Source organism: Streptococcus equinus, assembly GCF_900104225.1.
Taxonomy (GTDB): Bacteria; Bacillota; Bacilli; order Lactobacillales; family Streptococcaceae; genus Streptococcus; species Streptococcus equinus_D.
The window spans coordinates 30,124-45,627 of the sequence record NZ_FNJK01000002.1; the positions used below are offsets into that span (position 1 = coordinate 30,124).

Below are 15,504 nucleotides of genomic sequence, written 5' to 3' on the forward strand. Positions count from 1 at the left end.
GATTGGTTTTTTGTTGCCATAAACATGACAAAAGTCATGTGATGTCATGACATTATAAGCTAAAAAGCTCAGCTATTTTTTTCTAAAATAAAATCATCAAATAAAGAGAAAAATGGAGCTTATGAAATGATTACGGTTGAAAATATCTCAAAGACCATTAAAGGAAAAACTATTTTACAGAACATCTCGTTTGAAGTGGCTGACGGAGATTGTGTGGCTCTGATTGGTCCAAATGGTGCCGGGAAAACCACTTTGATGTCATGCTTGTTAGGAGATTTGAAAATTAGTAAAGGAAAGATTGTCATCAATGGTTTAGCCCCAAATAGTCAGCGATTAAAAGATTCAGTAGCTGTTTTACCACAAGAAAATCGCTTGCCAGAAAAATTGAGAGTATGTGAATTAATTGCATTTTTTAAAGCGATTAGCAAGACCCCTTTAACTGATAAAGAGATTGATTACATTTTGCAATTTAGCAAGGAACAAAAAAATCAGCTAACTGAGAAATTATCGGGTGGTCAAAAGCGCTTGTTGGCTTTTACTTTGTGCCTTATTAGCCAACCCAAAATTCTTTTCTTAGACGAACCAACAGCAGCAATGGATACTTCAACGAGACAACATTTTTGGCAAATTATCCAATCGTTAAAGGGAAAAGGCGTGACCATTATCTACTCAAGTCATTATATCGAAGAAGTCGAACACACGGCTGAGCGCATTTTAGTTTTACATCATGGAAAGTTGCTACGTGATACGACTCCATTTGCTATGAGAGAAGCTGAACATGAAAAACAAGTTACCTTGCCAAAAACATTTTTACCATTTGTTAACGGTCTAGCAAATGGTTATCGCATTAAAGTAAAGAATGACTCAGTTACTTTTATGACAAAAGAGATTGATAGTGTCTGGCAGAAATTACAGAAACAAGGTTGCCAGATTTCTGATATTGAAATTCAAAATAAAACCTTATTAAATACATTATTTGACCAAACACAGGAGAATGAAAAATGATTGCTTTATTAAAAGTTGAATGGATTAAAACGAAACGTACTTGGATAACCTTTGTATTATCTATTGGAATGCCGGTTTTCTTTTTCTTGTTCTTTTCTGGGATGGAACTCTCCCCAGATTTAAAAGAGCAGAAGATGTTGGTGATGAGTTATATGTTAACCATGACAGCATTTTCAATGTCAAGCTTTGGCTTCTTCTCATTTCCGGCTATGCTTGTGGAAGATAAGACTAGCTATTGGTTGACTTATATTGAACATTCTTCGGTTTCAATTTGGCAGTATTATCTATCAAAAGTGATTCGAGTTTTGGTTTGCTTTTTATTGTCTATTTTAGCAACGTTTTTATTTGGTGCGATTTTTCGTGGGGTGACAATGTCGCTTAGCCGCTGGTTGGGTTCAGCAGCCTTATTGTTATTGTCAAGTTTACTATTTCTAGCTTTTGGTTTGTTGATTTCGCAAATGAAATCACAACAGTTAATGACAATTGTCGGTGATATTGCCTTTCTTGGATTGGCTATTATCGGTGGTTCTTGGATGCCAATCGAGACCTTTCCAGAGTGGATGCAAAAGCTAGCCAAAGTAACACCGATTTATCATGTGAATATCTTGGTGACGGACTTTGCTAAAAATGCTCAATTAAATTGGCAGTCCTTGATTATCGTGCTTGGCTATGCCATAATAATAGCAGCGTTAGCGCTTATGATTAAGAATAAAACTGAGGTTAAATGATGTTGAAAAGGATTAGGAATGTTCATCCCTTATTTTATATGCCCTTAGCTTTCTTAGCTTTTCCTGTTTTGGGTGTTTTCTTTTTAGGCTATCCAGTTTGGACTCTGGGGATAACAGCGGCTTTTTTGCTTGGCTACCTTTTTCTTGTCAATTTTGAAGAAAATCCCTTAACCAATTCTTGCTGGTTACTCATGCTATCTTATATTATCTACATGACACTTTGTGTTGATGGTGGCATGATGTGGTTTACTTTTTATTTTAATAGTTTGCTTGTTTTTCAATTTCAAGATGATTATCGCTCATTTCGTTTTATTTCCTATGATTTAGCCATGCTTTTGATGATGTTTGTAGGAATGACTTTGGCAGAGGACATAACGACACGTGTGATGATTCTTCTTGTTCCTGTTGTGAATTATGCCATTTTATTTCACTGGATGAATGCTCGAAAAAATGAAGCACAAGAAAAAGCTATCATGGAAAAGAATCGTACCATTAATTTGTTACTAGCTGAAAATGAGCGAAACCGTATTGGACGTGATTTGCATGATACCTTGGGCCATGTCTTTGCTGCCATGACCTTAAAAACAGAGTTAGCACTTAAGCAATTGGAGAAGGGAAAATACGACCTTGTCAAAAAGCAATTAGAAGAATTAAACCAAGCTAGCCGCTCTTCGATGCATGATGTTAGAAATATTATCAATAACCTCAAATTTAGAACACTGGAAGAAGAGATTGAGCAGTTGGAGCATTTCTTTGCTATGACGGAGATTGATTATCAGTTGAAAAATGATTTGAATTTAGAAGCGATGGCACCGGTTTTGCAATCAACTTTGTGCATGATTTTGCGAGAACTAAGCAATAACGTCATTAAGCATAGTCAAGCTAATCAATGTCGTTTTCATTTATTTGAAAAAGAAGATAAGGTATTTGTCAGAGTAGAAGATAATGGTGTTGGTTTTGGAAAAATAACTGGAGATGAACTTCAATCTATTCGTGGTAGGCTTCTTCTAGTTGAGGGGAATATTCAGATTCTGTCACAAGCTCAACCGACACTTATCCAAGTTGAATTGGGATTAAAGGAGAAATAGGATGAAATTATTAGTTGCTGAAGATCAATCCATGCTGCGAGATGCTTTGTGCCAATTGTTGCTCATGGAAGATGATGTTGACGACGTTTTGCAGGCTGGGGATGGTGAAGAGGCTATTGAACTAGTCAAAACTAACTCAATAGATGTAGCGATTCTTGATGTTGAAATGCCTAAAAAATCAGGACTTGATGTTTTAGAATGGATTCGAGAGCATAAGGATTTGAAAGTGATTATTGTGACAACCTTTAAACGAGTTGGTTACTTTGAACGTGCAGTAAAGGCAGGTGTTGATGCTTATGTGTTGAAAGACCGTTCAACTTCTGAGTTGATGTCAACAATCCACACAGTGCTTGCAGGCAAAAAAGAGTATTCACCGGAATTGATGGAATCTATGATAAGCCAGGATAATCCGTTGAGTCCTCAAGAAAAGCGTATTTTACAATTGATTTCACTTGGAAAATCGAATCAAGATATTGCTGATACTCTTTATCTTTCAAATGGAACGGTGAGAAATTACACATCATCAATTTTTAATAAATTATCAGCCAATAATCGTGTTGAGGCGGCTAGAATTGCTAAAGACAAAGGGTGGTTATAAAGTAAATTAGAACTCGGTCAAATGGGTTCTTTTTTATTTTCCTCAATTAAAAAACGATTTCTGATTTTTGACATTTTGTTTACAGTTCCTGTTTTACAAGATTTCATTAGCATAATATAATGAAGGTATGGAAAATAAAAAATTAAGTATTGTGCTAGATCAGGCAGTTGTCGATCAGTTAAATCTGAGTAAAGGGCAGCAATTAAAAGCTGAATTATACAATGATAAATTGGTTCTTCAAAAAGAGGGAAAACCAAAACAAGGACGTTTATCAAGCTGGGTTTTAATTTTATCAACTGTCATTTTATGTGTCTTATTTTATGCAGTGAGTTCTATTGAGAAGATGGATCAGATTTTGTTGGTTGGGGATTATTCTATTATTACCTTCTTGATTGGTTTTGGTGGGATACTTGGAATGACCATTTTTACAACAACGCTCATTCGCAACCGGACAGTCTTTCTTGGTGGCATCAAAGCGCGAGTTTTTTGGCGCATGCTTCCTGTTATTGTTGCCTCGTTTGCAGTGATTTTACTGTTAGCTCTTCTCGGATTTGGTTGGCTGCTGGAGCAGATTTTCACGGGTGCTTCTTTTGACAAGTTAACTTCGAGTTTGATTTTAGGTGCATCAATCTATGCGGTCAGTCTTTTTTGGGGGCAAATAGCAGAGATGATTAGGGCGACTTGGTTGACAACCGTTTTTACAGTGATTATGGTCAGTGGTGTCTTTGTCGCAATGGCGACGAATCGATCTTTGCAGTGGTGGCATTTCAACTTAAGCTTTTTGGGAACACAAGCTGCTAAGGAAAGTTGGCAATTTAATCTGACTTTGATTTTGTCAGCCTTAGTTTTGGTTGCTTTGGTGGATTACTTGTTTGTCGCTTTAGGTGAAAAATATGGTAAAAACTGGAAATTAAGAGCTATACGTATCATGTTGACCATCTTAGGGATTGATTTGGGAGCAGTTGGCTTTTTCCCGAATGACGCTAGCTCACATCTCTTGCATACCAGAGTAGCAGGGTATCTGGTTTTGATTATCATTGCCTTAATTATCAGTGTTAAATGGCTTTTGCCAGAAGTAACGCGAGATTTCTTGATTATGTCTTATGCTATTGGTGGCATGTTGGTTGGATTAGAAATCGCCTTTCAGGGTATTCATTACTTATCTTTAACAGCTTTTGAATTGAGTGCCTTCTTACTTGCTTTTGCTTGGTTGATTCGATTAATCACCCATTTAGAAGGACTCTTATCCCCTGAAACAAAAGAAATTACTTTAACCCTTGAATAAATTCTAAATCTCTGAGTTTGACTTAGCGTTCTTGCTAGGAAAAACTTAGAGATTTTTTAATTAAATCAACAAAACAATGAAAAATGTTGAATTTTTAGAAAATTCATAAAAAACACTTGACAAGTCAAAATCAGGTGTTTATAATGATAACCAATCAGAAAGTAGCAAGGATTTGCTTACAGGGAGCTCGTGGTTACTGTGAACGAGTAGCAGGTGGTTGTGAAATTGGGCTGATGGTATATTGTTGAAGATAAGAAATATTTTTCAGGTAGGCACCCCTTATCGTGCAACTCCTTGTTAGAGGAGATAGAGATGACGGAGTATGAGTTTTCCGTTAAACTGAGGTGGCACCGCGCTATACATTAGACGTCCTCACACAGAAGTTTTTTCTGTGTGAGGTTTTTTGTTTAGATTCGGTGATTGATATAATACTGAAGAAGATTTCAAGATACAAGTGAGATAAACATCGTGAGTGATGGTAAGTCTCAGGTAGGCACTCCTTATCGTGCAGCTCCTTGTTAGAGGAGATAGAGATGACGAAATATTTTTCGTTAATTGAGGTGGCACCGCGCTATACATTAGACGCCCTCACACAGAAGTTTTTTCTGTGTGGGGTTTTTTGTTTAATTGGGAGGAAATCATGAGAAGAAGAGATAAAGGCTGGCGAAGTAGCTGCTAGAATTAAAAAAATTAATCACTATTAAAAATTCATGTAGAGAGGACATGACATGCGAAAAATTCTAACTGCTGATACTTTAACACCTATTCTTGCTTATATGCGAGTTCAAGGTGAGCATAAGGTTATTCTTGAATCAATTCCACGAGAAAAAGAAAATGCACGTTTTTCAATCGTGGCATATAACCCAGTCTTTGAAATCAAATATGAAAATGGCGAGTTAACCGAAAATGGTCAAGTCATTACTGGTGACCCACTGGATTATCTTAATCACGTAACGGTCAAAGGAGAAGCTACTGATTTGCCTTTTGGTGGCGGTGCGATTGGCTTTGTCGGTTATGACATGATTAGCCTTTATGAAAATATCGGAGAGATTCCAGAAGATACAATTGGAACGCCAGATATGCATTTCTTTGTTTATGAATCTTATTTGATTTTTGACCATAAAACTGAAAAAGTTTACGTGGTTGAAGATAACATCTACAGCCATCGTGACAACGATGCGACACGTCAAGCACTTGGTAAGGTAGTGAAAGATTTGCAGACGCAAGCACCAAACGAATTTTCACCACAGGAATTACATTCTCTTGAGTTTAAACACCACATTGAAAAAGAAAAATTTGAACAGATGGTTGACACGGCCAAGCAATTGATTCGCCAAGGGGATATGTTTCAATGTGTATTGAGTCAACGTTTCTCAAGTCCGTTTGAGGGTGACCCGCTTGATTATTACCGTAATTTGCGCGTGACTAATCCGTCAAATTATCTTTATTTCTATGACTTTGGGGATTATCAAATTATCGGAGCAAGTCCTGAAAGTTTGGTTTCTGTGAAAAATGGTGAAGTAACAACGAATCCAATTGCAGGAACTCGTCCAAGAGGTGCTGATGATGCTGAAGATGCTGCGCTAGCTAAAGACTTGCAATCTGATATCAAAGAAACAGCTGAACATCGCATGTTAGTTGATTTAGGACGAAATGATATTGGAAGAATTTCTCAAAATGGTACGGTCAAAGTAACCAAATATATGGAAGTGGAGTATTTCCGCTATGTCATGCACTTAACCAGTGTGGTTAAAGGGCAACTGTTACCTGGTGTTCAAAGTATTGATGCCTTAAAAACAACATTGCCAGCTGGTACTGTATCAGGGGCACCGAAAATTCGTGCCATGAAACGCATCTATGAATTGGAAGAAGAAAAGCGTGGCGTATATGCGGGAGCGATTGGTTACCTTTCAGCAACTGGTGATATGGATTTTGCCATTGCTATTCGAACAATGATTCTTAAAAATCAAAAAGCATATGTTCAAGCAGGCGCAGGAATTGTTTATGACAGCGTTCCAGAAAATGAATTTTACGAGACCATCAATAAAGCCAAAGCCATGACACGAATAGGGGATAGCAAATGATTTTATTAATTGATAATTACGATTCTTTTACCTATAACCTAGCACAGTACCTTGGGACATTTGCAGAGGTAAAAGTTCTACGAAATGATGATGACACACTTGAAAAAACTGCTCAAGAAGCAGATGCCATTGTTCTATCACCAGGTCCAGGTTGGCCTGCAGATGCTGGAAAGATGGAAGATATGATTCAAGCTTTTGCGGGTCAAAAGCCAATGTTAGGCATTTGTCTTGGGCATCAAGCTATTGCAGAGAGCTTTGGTGGCAAACTTGGTTTAGCTAAAAATGTTATGCATGGTAAACAAAGTGAGATTGAAGTACTGACACAAACACCAGTTTTTGCAAGCTTAGCTAAGAAAATGCCCATCATGCGTTACCATTCAATCGTAGTGACAGATATGCCAGAAGATTTTGAAGTTACTGCAAAAACGACTGATGACCAAGAAATCATGGCTATCCAGCATAAACAGTTACCAATTTACGGCCTTCAATTTCACCCAGAAAGTATTGGGTCACCAGATGGTCTTAAGATGATTGAAAACTTTGTACGATTAGTTGTTGAAAAGTAAAGTGAGGGAAAGATAATGAAAGAACTCTTTAATCAAATTGCTAACAGAGAAGATTTATCAGAAGAACAAGTCGAAGCATTATTTGATAGCATTCTAAATAATACTATTTCAGAAAGTGAAATTGCCGCTTTTCTAATGGGACTTAAGGTTAAAGGTGAAACACCTTCTGAAATTACTGGTATTGTCCGTGCTCTGAAAAGTCATGCCGTTGATTTACCAGAAGATTTTACAGATGCTATGTGTAATTGTGGTACAGGTGGTGACCAATCTTACAGTTTTAATATTTCAACAACAGCTTGCTTTATTTTAGCAGCAGGTGGTATTCGTATTGCCAAAGGTGGTAATCGTTCGGTGTCATCAAAATCAGGTTCTGCTGATGTTCTTGAAGCTTTGGGCATTAATATTGCTGCTTCACCAGCAACATTATCAAAAGCTCTTGATGAAGTTGGACTCGCCTTTATCTTTGCTCAAACCATGCACCCAGCTATGCGCTTTATCGGTCCCGCACGTAAAACACTTGGGATTCCAACTATTATGAATATCGTTGGTCCTTTGGCAAATCCGCTTGACCTTGAAACGCAGTTGATGGGCTTGTATCGGGCAGACCTCCAAGAAACAGCAGCACAAGTCATGCAAAAACTCGGACGCAAACGTGCCATTATTGTCACAGGGCCAAATAACATGGATGAAGCAGCTCTTTACGGCAAAAATACTTATACATTGTTAGAAGACGGTCAAATCACTCAACACAGCTTTACTTACAAAGACCTTGGCATGCCAAGAGTTGAGTTAGATGATATTGTTGGCGGAGATGCTAAGCAAAATGCAGATATTTTAGTCAGCGTTCTTGAAAATCAGGCTAGCCCATATCTTGAAACAACCGTGCTAAATGCTGGTCTTGGCTTTTATGCTAACGGTAAAGTTGATAGTCTAGCAGAAGGGATTGACCTTGCTCGTCAATTAATTGCGGATGGTTCTGCTCTTGCTAAACTTCACCAATTGCAAGAGGTACAAGTATGAGTAAAGAATTTTTACCAACCATTTTAAAGCAAAAAGAAAAAGAAGTTGACTCTCTAGAACTTGAGCCACTGCAACCTCTTCGTGAGACTTATAAGCTCTACGATTACCTTAAAAATAATGCGAATAAGCTGCAAATTATCGCTGAGGTAAAAAAAGCCAGTCCCAGTCTTGGTGACATTAATCTCGAAGTTGATATTGTTAAGCAAGCCAAAATTTACCAAGATAGCGGTGCTGTGATGATTTCTGTTTTGACAGACCCTTTCTTTTTCAAGGGGGACATTGATTATCTTCGTCAGATTTCAAATCAAGTAAAAATTCCAACCTTGGCAAAAGATTTTATCATCGATGAAAAACAGATTATTCGTAGTCGAAATGCAGGAGCAACTGTTATTTTACTGATTGTGGCAGCTCTTTCTGAGACGCGTTTGAAAGAACTTTATGACTTTGCAACAGGATTAGGACTAGAAGTTCTGCTTGAAACGCATAACTTAGCAGAGTTGGAAGTGGCTCATCGCATTGGTGCTAAGATTATCGGAGTTAACAATCGTAACTTGGTGACCTTTGAAACGGATATCAATACAAGCTTGGAGCTATCAACATATTTTAAAGAAGGTCCAGTTTATATTTCAGAGTCAGCTATTTTTACTAAAGAAGATGCTGAGCTCGTTGCTCCATTTTTCAATGGTATTTTAGTTGGTACGGCTTTAATGACCGCTGAAAATGTAGCCGAGAAAGTGAAGGAGTTGCAAATTGACAAAGGTTAAAATTTGCGGACTTTCAACCAAAGAAGCTGTTGAACAAGCGGTTAAAAGCGGAGCTGATTATATTGGTTTCGTCTTTGCCAAAAGTAAACGTCAAGTCGGCATAAAACAAGCTAGCCATTTAGCTCAGTTGATTCCAAAAACTGTCCAAAAAGTGGGTGTTTTTGTAAGTCCGACCCTCTTGGAGCTTCAAGAAGCCATAACTAAAGTGCCTCTTGATCTTGTGCAAATTCATGGTGAGTTTGCTGATGAGGACTTTGAAAAAATTGGAGTTCCAAGTATTCGTGCCATTCCTGTCCAAAAAACACTGGGAGAAATTCATACTAAAGCGGATTTTCTATTATTTGACGCCCCCCTAGCTGGTTCCGGAAAGACATTTGATTGGGAGCTGCTAAAGGATAAAAAAATAGCGAAGCCATATTTTTTAGCAGGTGGATTGAGTGTCGATAATGTCGGACAAGCTATAACTTTCTTTCGACCCTACGCTGTTGATGTTTCTTCTGGTGTTGAGACGGATGGTAAAAAAGATTTATTGAAGATTATGAGATTTATAGAAAGTGTGAAAAAATGAGCTATAACCAACCAGATATTAATGGATTTTATGGAAAATTCGGTGGACAGTTTGTCCCTGAAACGCTGATGACAGCCGTTATTGAACTTGATAAAGCTTACCGCGAAGCAAAAGCTGACCCAAGTTTTCAAGCAGAACTTGATGAACTACTTAAAAACTATGTTGGACGTGAAACACCGCTTTATTACGCAGAGCGCTTAACTAAGCATATCGGTGGTGCTAAGATTTACCTTAAACGTGAAGACCTTAACCACACTGGTGCTCACAAAATCAACAACGCCCTTGGTCAAGTTCTCCTTGCAAAACGCATGGGTAAAAAGAAAATCATTGCCGAAACTGGAGCTGGTCAACACGGTGTGGCAACAGCTACAGCAGCTGCACTTTTTGACATGGAATGTACTATTTACATGGGTGAAGAAGATGTCAAACGTCAAGCCCTCAATGTTTTTCGTATGGAGCTGCTCGGTGCTAAAGTACACGCTGTCACAGATGGTTCACGTGTTTTGAAAGACGCTGTTAATGCAGCTCTTCGCGCGTGGGTAGCAAATATCGAAGATACTCACTATATTATGGGGTCAGCACTTGGACCTGCACCATTTCCTGAAATCGTACGTGACTTCCAATCAGTTATTGGTAAAGAAGCTAAAAAACAATACGCAGAAATCTCAGGTGGTAAACTACCAGATGCTGTTCTAGCTTGTATCGGTGGTGGCTCAAATGCAATCGGACTTTTCTATCCATTTGTTGAAGATGAATCTGTTGCCCTTTATGGTGCTGAAGCTGCAGGACATGGTCTTGATACTGAAGAGCACGCAGCAACTTTTGCCAAAGGTCGTCCAGGCATTTTGCATGGAGCTTTGATGAATGTTCTCCAAGACCGTCACGGACAAATCATGGAAGCTTTCTCAATTTCAGCTGGGCTTGATTATCCAGGTGTTGGGCCAGAACATTGTCACTTTAAAGATATTGGTCGTGCAACATACGATTCTATTACGGATGAAGAAGCGCTTGAAGCATTTATGCTCCTTTCACGCTTGGAAGGAATTATTCCAGCCCTTGAGTCAAGTCACGCCGTCGCTCTTACCCAAAAAGTAGCTAAAGAACTTGGACCAGACAAGTCAATTATCGTTTGCCTATCAGGACGCGGGGACAAGGATGTTGTTCAAGTTAAAGAACGTTTGGAAGCAGAAGGGAAATAATTATGACAAAGACACTTACAAAACATCTAAATGAGATTAAAGCCAGCGGCAAAGGAATTTTTGTTCCTTATATCATGGCAGGTGACCATGATAAAGGTCTTGATGGCTTATTTGAGACGATTGATTTATTGGAAAATAGTGGAGCTTCTGCCATTGAAGTAGGGATTCCATGGTCTGACCCCGTCGCTGATGGCCCAGTTATTGAATTAGCTGGTCAACGAAGTCTTGCTAAAGGCGTTAATTTGACTGCGATTGTTGAAAAATTGCAAGAACAAACTGTCGATGTACCTTTAGTAATCATGACATATATCAATCCTGTTTATCAATATGGCATCGAAAAATTTATCCATGATTTAAAAAATACGTCTGTTAAAGGCTTGATTATTCCTGATTTGCCACATGAACATGAAGATATGATTAAACCATATCTTGACAATACAGATATTGCGCTTGTTCCACTTGTTAGTTTGACAACTGGTATTGAACGTCAAAAAACATTGTGCCAAGGGGCAGAAGGCTTTATTTATGCAGTAGCCATTAACGGTGTCACTGGTAAAACAGGTAATTACCGAGATGATTTGGATAAACATTTGACGAATCTAGAAGCAGTAGCTGATATCCCAGTATTAACAGGATTTGGAGTGTCAACAAAAGCTGATATTGAGCGCTTCAACAAAGTATCTGACGGTGTTATTGTCGGAACAAAAATTGTTAGAGACTTACACGAAGGAAAGACTGCAGACGTTGCAGAATTTGTTAAATACGGTTCATCTTATCAAAAATAAAAGAAAACCACTCAATGAGTGGTTTTTTTGGGTTTAAAACAAATCAATAATTAATTTTAAGTTTAAGACAGTTAAAATGATTGCTACCAGATAGCCTAAAATGGAATTCCATTTACTATTGACGAAGTCTCCCATAATCTTACGATTTGATGTGAAATACACCAAAGGAAAAATAGAGAAAGGAAGCGCAAGTGATAGGAAGACTTGCGAGTAAACAATTAATTGATCAAGGACACTTTCTTGACTACCGTAAAGAAGTGCGATAATCAAGACCGGAGCTAAGGCAACTAAGCGCGTGACTAGTCGGATTAACCATTGAGGTAATCGTAGTTTTAAGAAACCTTCCATGACAATTTGTCCAGTTAGTGTACCTGTGATGGTAGAGTTTTGTCCGCTAGCTAAAAGTGCAATAGCAAAGAGAGTTGATAAAGCGGCGCTGGCAATAGCTCCTGCAATATTCGAATCTTGAAGGGCATCATACATTTGTGAAAAAGCGTTAATGTCATTAGCATGTCCATAAAAGAGCGATGCTCCCAAGATAAGAAGAAGTGAGTTGACCACAAAAGCAATCGTTAATTGAATATTGGAATCCCAAGTCATAAAACGAACCGCTTGTTTAATAGAAGATTGACTGGAATAATCAACTTTACGTGTTTGGGAAATAGCTGAGTGAAGATAGAGATTATGTGGCATTACAGTTGCACCAATAATCCCTAGAGCGAGTGTTAATTTACTATTAACAGCACTTTGGTGTAAATCCATAATAGATGGATGTGGGATGAAGCCATGTAAAATACCTGAAAAACTTGGCTTTGATAACAGGACTAAATATAAGAAAATAACCAAAATCGTTGCAATCAAGGTTGAAACCAAGGCTTCAATTTTACGAAAACCAAGCTTCATCAGGGATAAGAGAATAAAAACATCTAAAATAGTTATCAAAATGGAAAACAGTAACGGCCATCCAAATAATAAGTGGAGCGCAATCCCAGATCCGATAACTTCTGCTAAATCAGTCGCCATCAAGGCTAGTTCAATGATGACAAATAAAAGATAACGTAGCTTTTTTGGCAAATGAGCAGCAGTTGCTTGTGCTAAATCTTTCTGAGTCACAATACCCAATTTTCCTGCCATCTGCTGCAGCTGCATAGCAATCAAAGATGAGATCAATACAACTGATAAAAGTAAATATTTATAGGTAGCTCCGCCGACAACACTAGTAATCCAGTTACCAGGATCCATGTAACCAACAGCCACTAAGGCTCCTGGACCGGCAAAGGCTCGAAGTGTACGCCAAAATGAGGCATTTTTTGGAACAGCAATACTTTGATTGACCTCACTGAGTGACTTTTGAGAATTGACAATAGTTTCCAAAGGCAGCCCTCTTTTCTAAAACTCTTATTCAAGGCCTATTATAGCAGAAGAATTTTAAAAATAAAGTAATTTTAACTATATTTAATAAAAAAATTAAGTGTGCTTAAAATTATATAAAGGCTTAGATATGCTCTAAAAATAGAGTCTTTTGTGCACTTTATCTATGCTAAAAGTTTTTTAGAACTGAGAATTAGTGTATAGTATATGGATATAGGGGGTACTAGAAATGTTAGACAATAAGGGATTTGATTTATGGGCGGATGGATATGATGTTGCTGTTGGACTATCAGATGAAAGTGACACCTATCCGTTTGCTGGATATAAAAAAGTATTGGGTGGAATATTTGAAGAAGTTTTGTCAAAGAAAAATGCTGCTGTTTTAGATATTGGATTTGGCACAGGTACACTTACAACACAACTTTATGAGAATGGTTGCAAAGTATATGGGCAAGACTTTTCGGCGCGAATGATTGAATTAGCTAAAGAGAAGATGAATAACGCAACTCTCTTACAAGGTGATTTTTCAAAAGGATTAGTGCCAGAATTAAAAGATTGCAAGTTCGATTATATTGTTGGTACTTACTCTTTGCATCATCTTACTGATGAGAGAAAAGTACTATTTTTCAATGAGCTATTGAATCAGTTAAACGATGGAGGAAAGTTGCTTATTGGAGATGTTGCTTTCAATACCAGATTGGAACTCGAAAAGTGCAAGGCAGAATCAGGTGATAATTGGGATGAGGATGAAATCTATTTTGTATTTGATGAAATCAGAGATTTCTTTCCGCAAGCAACATTTGAACCTAAATCATATTGTTCTGGAATACTCACAATTATAAAAGAGCAGAACTAGGTGCACAATTAGATTTTGTGAGGACAATGTGAATAGAAGAGTATTTAGATGGATACTGTGTATTTTGAGAATGTACTAACTATAAGAACATATCATGAATTAAGGGATTCCGTTTATTGGAATGTTTTGGTAGTGAATAATCAAAGAAAATATTATCAAAGATTTGATACAGATGACTTTTAAAAGTAAAGTATTTTTATTATATCTACCAAAAATTAAGTGCACTTAAAAAACGACACAAGAAGGTATCCGAAAAAGAGAAAAGGCACAAAAGGGATTCGTTTATTTTTGTGTAAAAGACAAAAAAGAATGCCAGTCAATGATCCAAATTCAATAATCCATAAAATGTCTTGTAAGTCAAAAAAGAGGCTCAATGTTGCAAGATAGAAAAAATCACCGCTTCCCATTTTAATATCAAAAAGCTCAGCTATGATTCCAAGTAAAAGAAGAATAATGGTTAATTTGTTAATAGGAAGAAAAAAGAGAAGAAGTGAACTAGGGATTAACCATATTAATAGTGGAAAGGATTGGTGGTTAAAATCATACAAGCTAAGGGTTAGACTAAAAAAGAAAATGAAAAGAGTTGCTGGAGATATAATGCCATGGTAACAAAAGGCAGTAGCTAAGCCGCAGACAAATTCAAAAAGACCATACCATAAAGGAATTTTTGCTTTGCAAAAATGGCAGCGTGACCGATTGATAATTTGTGAAAACACAGGAATTAAGTCACGAACCTCAAGTTTCTTACCACAAGTCTCACAATGACTAGCTGGAAATAAAATGGATTCTTCAGGAAAACGATCCACGACTAAACCGATAAAAGAAGCAAGCGATGCTCCAAGAAAAAAGAATAATAAAGTGTCCATACTTTATTATTCGAAAAAAATTTAAAATCGTGAGCATATTATTTGCGTCTTATTTAGAATTATTCTAAAATAGAATCATAAAGAAAAGGAACTATTTCCTAAAACCATTGATTTTATTTTTTAGAGGAGGTCGCTTATGACTCAAACAATGACTGAAACAATTTACGCATCTGTAACACATAATATTTCACAAAATACAAAAAATGCTAAAACAAAGGCTGTGCTTAATCAAGCAGTAGCAGATCTTTCAAAAGCAGCATCAATTGTCCACCAAATTCACTGGTACATGCGCGGTGCTGGGTTCTTCTACCTTCATCCAAAAATGGACGAATTGATGGACGGCCTTAACGCTAATTTAGATGAAATCAGCGAACGTTTAATTACAATCGGTGGTGCACCATTCTCAACACTTAAAGAATTTGATGACCATTCTAAATTAGAAGAAACTAAAGGTTCATTTGACAAGACAATGGACGAAAACTTGGCTCGTTTGGTTGAAGTTTACACTTATCTTTTAGCTCTTTATCAAGTCGGTCTAGACGTGACTGATGAAGAAGGCGATGCTCCATCAAATGACATTTTCACAGCAGCAAAATCTGATGCTGAAAAAACAATCTGGATGTTGCAAGCAGAACGTGGACAAGCTCCTGGAATCAAATAATTTTCTGAAAAAAAGTAGGTAGCGGGCTGATAAGCTCGCTATTTTTTCATGAAAACAAAT

General features: G+C 37.4%; 16 protein-coding genes. 14 read left to right on the forward strand and 2 right to left on the reverse strand.

Annotation, left to right across the window (positions count from 1 at the left end):
* Positions 1–126: 126 nt before the first annotated feature.
* From BLP98_RS02940 to trpA, 12 genes are all read left to right on the forward strand, one after another.
* Positions 127–1,005, forward strand: a complete 879-nt coding sequence (locus tag BLP98_RS02940; protein ID WP_074481838.1) for an ABC transporter ATP-binding protein — start codon at positions 127–129, stop codon at positions 1,003–1,005.
* Positions 1,002–1,733 carry an ABC transporter permease gene (locus BLP98_RS02945; protein WP_074481839.1) on the forward strand — a complete coding sequence of 244 codons (732 nt, stop codon included), beginning with the start codon at positions 1,002–1,004 and terminating at the stop codon, positions 1,731–1,733. Before BLP98_RS02940 ends, BLP98_RS02945 begins: the two co-directional genes overlap by 4 nt.
* On the forward strand, positions 1,730–2,821 hold the full coding sequence (locus tag BLP98_RS02950; RefSeq protein WP_180366622.1) for a sensor histidine kinase: 1,092 nt from the start codon (positions 1,730–1,732) through the stop codon (positions 2,819–2,821). Before BLP98_RS02945 ends, BLP98_RS02950 begins: the two co-directional genes overlap by 4 nt.
* A gap of 1 nt (position 2,822) precedes the next feature.
* Positions 2,823–3,419: a response regulator transcription factor gene (locus BLP98_RS02955; RefSeq protein ID WP_074481840.1), complete on the forward strand. Its 597-nt coding sequence runs from the start codon at positions 2,823–2,825 to the stop codon at positions 3,417–3,419.
* 127 nt (positions 3,420–3,546) lie between these two features.
* Positions 3,547–4,704, forward strand: coding sequence for a permease (locus BLP98_RS02960; RefSeq protein WP_074481841.1), 1,158 nt, complete (start codon positions 3,547–3,549; stop codon positions 4,702–4,704).
* 728 nt (positions 4,705–5,432) lie between these two features.
* Entirely contained in the window at positions 5,433–6,788 is a 1,356-nt protein-coding gene (trpE, locus tag BLP98_RS02965; protein WP_074481842.1) for an anthranilate synthase component I, read from the forward strand.
* Positions 6,785–7,354: an aminodeoxychorismate/anthranilate synthase component II gene (locus BLP98_RS02970; protein ID WP_074481843.1), complete on the forward strand. Its 570-nt coding sequence runs from the start codon at positions 6,785–6,787 to the stop codon at positions 7,352–7,354. The genes trpE and BLP98_RS02970 overlap by 4 nt, the downstream gene beginning before the upstream one ends.
* Positions 7,355–7,369: 15 nt before the next feature.
* Positions 7,370–8,374 (forward strand): anthranilate phosphoribosyltransferase, encoded by a 1,005-nt coding sequence (gene trpD / locus BLP98_RS02975; protein WP_074481844.1) that lies wholly within the window; start codon positions 7,370–7,372, stop codon positions 8,372–8,374.
* On the forward strand, positions 8,371–9,138 hold the full coding sequence (trpC, locus tag BLP98_RS02980) for an indole-3-glycerol phosphate synthase TrpC (RefSeq protein ID WP_074481845.1): 768 nt from the start codon (positions 8,371–8,373) through the stop codon (positions 9,136–9,138). The genes trpD and trpC overlap by 4 nt, the downstream gene beginning before the upstream one ends.
* Positions 9,125–9,706: a phosphoribosylanthranilate isomerase gene (locus tag BLP98_RS02985; protein WP_074481846.1), complete on the forward strand. Its 582-nt coding sequence runs from the start codon at positions 9,125–9,127 to the stop codon at positions 9,704–9,706. The genes trpC and BLP98_RS02985 overlap by 14 nt, the downstream gene beginning before the upstream one ends.
* Complete coding sequence (gene trpB / locus BLP98_RS02990; protein WP_074481847.1) at positions 9,703–10,905, forward strand: tryptophan synthase subunit beta; 1,203 nt, start codon at positions 9,703–9,705, stop codon at positions 10,903–10,905. Before BLP98_RS02985 ends, trpB begins: the two co-directional genes overlap by 4 nt.
* A 2-nt stretch (positions 10,906–10,907) precedes the next feature.
* Positions 10,908–11,690 carry a tryptophan synthase subunit alpha gene (gene trpA, locus BLP98_RS02995; protein ID WP_074481848.1) on the forward strand — a complete coding sequence of 261 codons (783 nt, stop codon included), beginning with the start codon at positions 10,908–10,910 and terminating at the stop codon, positions 11,688–11,690.
* Between the two features lie 33 nt (positions 11,691–11,723).
* Here the strand turns inward: trpA and BLP98_RS03000 are convergent, their stop codons facing one another.
* On the reverse strand, positions 11,724–13,064 hold the full coding sequence (locus BLP98_RS03000) for an Nramp family divalent metal transporter (protein WP_074481849.1): 1,341 nt from the start codon (positions 13,062–13,064) through the stop codon (positions 11,724–11,726).
* Between the two features lie 226 nt (positions 13,065–13,290).
* Between BLP98_RS03000 and BLP98_RS03005 the strand changes: the two genes are divergently transcribed.
* The gene (locus tag BLP98_RS03005) at positions 13,291–13,917 is read left to right on the forward strand and encodes a class I SAM-dependent methyltransferase (protein WP_074481850.1); all 627 of its coding nucleotides are present in this window, start codon (positions 13,291–13,293) and stop codon (positions 13,915–13,917) included.
* Positions 13,918–14,132: 215 nt separating this feature from the next.
* Here BLP98_RS03005 and BLP98_RS03010 read toward each other — a convergent pair whose 3' ends face one another.
* Positions 14,133–14,783, reverse strand: coding sequence for a prepilin peptidase (locus BLP98_RS03010; protein WP_074481851.1), 651 nt, complete (start codon positions 14,781–14,783; stop codon positions 14,133–14,135).
* A 136-nt stretch (positions 14,784–14,919) separates the two neighbouring features.
* On the opposite strand from BLP98_RS03010, the gene BLP98_RS03015 reads away from it, so the two are divergent.
* Positions 14,920–15,444, forward strand: coding sequence for a Dps family protein (locus tag BLP98_RS03015; RefSeq protein ID WP_074481852.1), 525 nt, complete (start codon positions 14,920–14,922; stop codon positions 15,442–15,444).
* The last annotated feature ends 60 nt before the right edge of the window (positions 15,445–15,504 follow it).